Source organism: Marilutibacter maris, from assembly GCF_006546735.2.
In the GTDB taxonomy this organism is placed as follows: Bacteria; Pseudomonadota; Gammaproteobacteria; order Xanthomonadales; family Xanthomonadaceae; genus Marilutibacter; species Marilutibacter maris.
The window spans coordinates 1-2,840 of the sequence record NZ_VICD02000338.1 but is presented as its reverse complement, the minus strand read 5'-3'; the positions used below and the strand labels follow the sequence as shown (position 1 = coordinate 2,840).

Here is a 2,840-nt window from a genome sequence, read left to right as displayed (position 1 = left end):
GGCCCGGCGCGGCGGCGCGGCGCGATAATGGCGTCCATCGCAGGTCCGCCCACGCGGCCACATCACCGGAGTCCGTCATGAGCCAGAGCGCCCGCAACCGTCACGATCCTTCACGCACGATCCGCGCCCCGCGCGGCAGCGAGTTGAGCTGCAAGTCGTGGCTGACCGAGGCGCCGTTCCGGATGATCCAGAACAACCTCGATCCGGAAGTCGCCGAGCGGCCCGAGGACCTGGTCGTCTACGGCGGCATCGGCCGCGCCGCGCGCGATTGGGACAGCTACGACGCGATCCTGGCGTCGCTGAAGCACCTCGACGACGACCAGACCCTGCTGGTGCAGTCGGGCAAGCCGGTCGGCATCTTCCCGACCCATCCGGATGCGCCGCGGGTGCTGATCGCCAACTCCAACCTGGTGCCGGCCTGGGCCAACTGGGAGCACTTCAACGAGCTCGATCGCAAGGGCCTGATGATGTACGGCCAGATGACCGCCGGGTCCTGGATCTACATCGGCAGCCAGGGCATCGTGCAGGGCACCTACGAGACCTTCGTCGAGATGGGGCGCCAGCACTACGGCGGCGACCTCAAGGGCAAGTGGATCCTGACCGCGGGATTGGGCGGCATGGGCGGCGCGCAGCCGCTGGCGGCCTCGCTGGCCGGCGCCTGCAGTCTGACCATCGAGTGCCAGCAGAGCCGGATCGACTTCCGCCTGCGCACCCGTTACGTCGACGAGCAGGCCAGCGACCTGGACGACGCGCTGGCGCGGATCGAGAAGTACACCGCCGCCGGCGAAGCGAAGTCGATCGCCCTGCTGGGCAACGCCGCCGAGATCCTGCCGCGGATGGTCGAGCGCGGCGTGCGCCCGGACGCGGTCACCGACCAGACCAGCGCGCACGACCCGGTCCACGGCTATCTGCCGGTCGGCTGGAGCGTCGAGCAGTGGCAGCGGATGCAGAAGGAGGACCCGGTGCGCGTGCGCGACGCGGCCAAGAAGTCGATGCGCGTCCATGTCGAGGCGATGCTGCATTTCGAGGACATGGGCATCCCGGTGTTCGACTACGGCAACAACATCCGCCAGATGGCCAAGGACGAGGGCTGCGAGAACGCGTTCGACTTCCCCGGTTTCGTGCCAGCCTATGTGCGTCCGCTGTTCTGCCGCGGCGTCGGCCCGTTCCGCTGGGTCGCGCTGTCGGGCGATCCGGAGGACATCTACAAGACCGATGCCAAGGTCAAGGAGCTGATCCCCGACGACACCCACCTGCACAACTGGCTGGACATGGCGCGGGAGCGGATCAGCTTCCAGGGCCTGCCGGCACGGATCTGCTGGGTCGGCCTGGGCCTGCGCCACAAGCTGGGTCTGGCATTCAACGAGATGGTCCGCAACGGCGAGTTGAAGGCGCCGGTGGTGATCGGTCGCGATCACCTCGACAGCGGCAGCGTCGCCAGCCCCAACCGCGAGACCGAGGCGATGATGGACGGTTCGGACGCGGTGTCCGACTGGCCGCTGCTCAACGCGATGCTCAATGTAGCCGGCGGCGCGACCTGGGTGTCGCTGCATCACGGCGGCGGCGTCGGCATGGGCTACAGCCAGCACAGCGGCGTGGTGATCGTCTGCGACGGCAGCGAGGCCGCCGACAAGCGCATTGCGCGGGTGCTGTGGAACGACCCGGGCACCGGTGTCATGCGTCATGCCGATGCCGGTTACGAGATCGCCAAGGCCTGCGCGAAGGAGCAGGGGCTGCAGCTGCCGATGGCCTGAGCGCCGCCATCGCGGCGTTTCCAGGACGGCCCGGCATGTTCCGGGCCGTCTTCGTTTGTGCGCCGTCGGCCGGGCGGCTTGCGCTCGCGCCGGAATCGGAGTAAACAGTTAATAAATTAATTAACTATTGTCATCATCATGTCCGTCGATCGTGTCTTCGAGGCCCTGGCCTCGGTCCCGCGCCGCAAGATCCTCGCCTATCTCAGCGAAGGCGAGATGACCGCGGGCGAGATCGGCGAGCGTTTCGATTTCAGCAAGCCGGCGCTGTCCGGACATCTGCGCGTGCTGGAGGAGGCGGGCCTGATCGTGCGCGAGCGGCGCGGCCAGTTCGTCTACTTCCGCCAGCAGAGCGAACGCCTGGCCAATACGCTGTTCGACTGGATGACCGAAGCCTGCCCGGTCGCGCGACCGTTGAAGCGGGAGAGCCGCGCCCGCGCGCAGGCAAAGCGTGGGCCCGCCGATGGCGGCGCTTCCGATGCGTGACTCGAAGGCCTGAGAGGAGATCGCGCATGGGCATCGCACAGGGACGTATCGATACCTTTCCGTCGGTCTCGCTGCCCTCCCGCAGCGGCGGACTGCCGGTCGAGGTGACCCTGATCGGACAGCTGGCGATCGGCGAGGGCGACCGGCTGATCGCCTCGGTGAGCGCCATGCAGGCGCGTCATCCGCGGCATGTCGATGCGCTGGACGAGCCGTCGGCGCGTCTCGGCGGCACCGACCTGTCGCGCGGCGACCCGACCGCGCTGTATTCCTTCGTCGTCGGCGAGCACGGGCATCCGTTCCACCGCCATGCCGGCCATCGCATGTTCACCGCGGTCGCCGGCAGCGGCGGCGCGCGGCTGTGCTTCTCGACCGCTTCGCAGGAGCGCATCGAGGCCGATCCGGACGGCTTCGCGCAGGCGCTGGAGTGCGTCGACGTGCCGCCGGATGCGATGTTCACCGTCCGCTTCGGCGGCGGCACCTGGCACCGTTTCGTTCCGCTCGCGTCCGGGCATCCGGCGTTGATGGCGTTGTCGTGCCACAGCAACGAGCTTGGCGGCGGGTTGTCCCCGGAACTGGAGCGCCAGGTCCGCGCCGGGGACGGCG

At 68.6% G+C, this 2,840-nt stretch carries 2 protein-coding genes and 1 pseudogene; all 3 read left to right on the top strand.

What is annotated here, in order from left to right:
- The first annotated feature begins 77 nt into the window (after window positions 1–77).
- A complete protein-coding gene (gene hutU / locus FKV24_RS18735; protein WP_141483472.1) occupies window positions 78–1,754 on the top strand; it encodes a urocanate hydratase in 1,677 nt (558 codons plus the stop codon).
- Window positions 1,755–1,892: 138 nt separating this feature from the next.
- A complete protein-coding gene (locus FKV24_RS18730) occupies window positions 1,893–2,237 on the top strand; it encodes a metalloregulator ArsR/SmtB family transcription factor (RefSeq protein ID WP_111266994.1) in 345 nt (114 codons plus the stop codon).
- Between the two features lie 26 nt (window positions 2,238–2,263).
- A pseudogene (locus tag FKV24_RS18725) lies at window positions 2,264–2,840 on the top strand (DUF2867 domain-containing protein); the annotation flags it as partial.

Coding starts and splice junctions, on each gene's coding strand:
- hutU (WP_141483472.1), top strand. CDS start 78: ATGAGCCAGAGCGCCCGCAACCGTCACGATCCTTCACGCACGATCCGC.
- FKV24_RS18730 (WP_111266994.1), top strand. CDS start 1,893: ATGTCCGTCGATCGTGTCTTCGAGGCCCTGGCCTCGGTCCCGCGCCGC.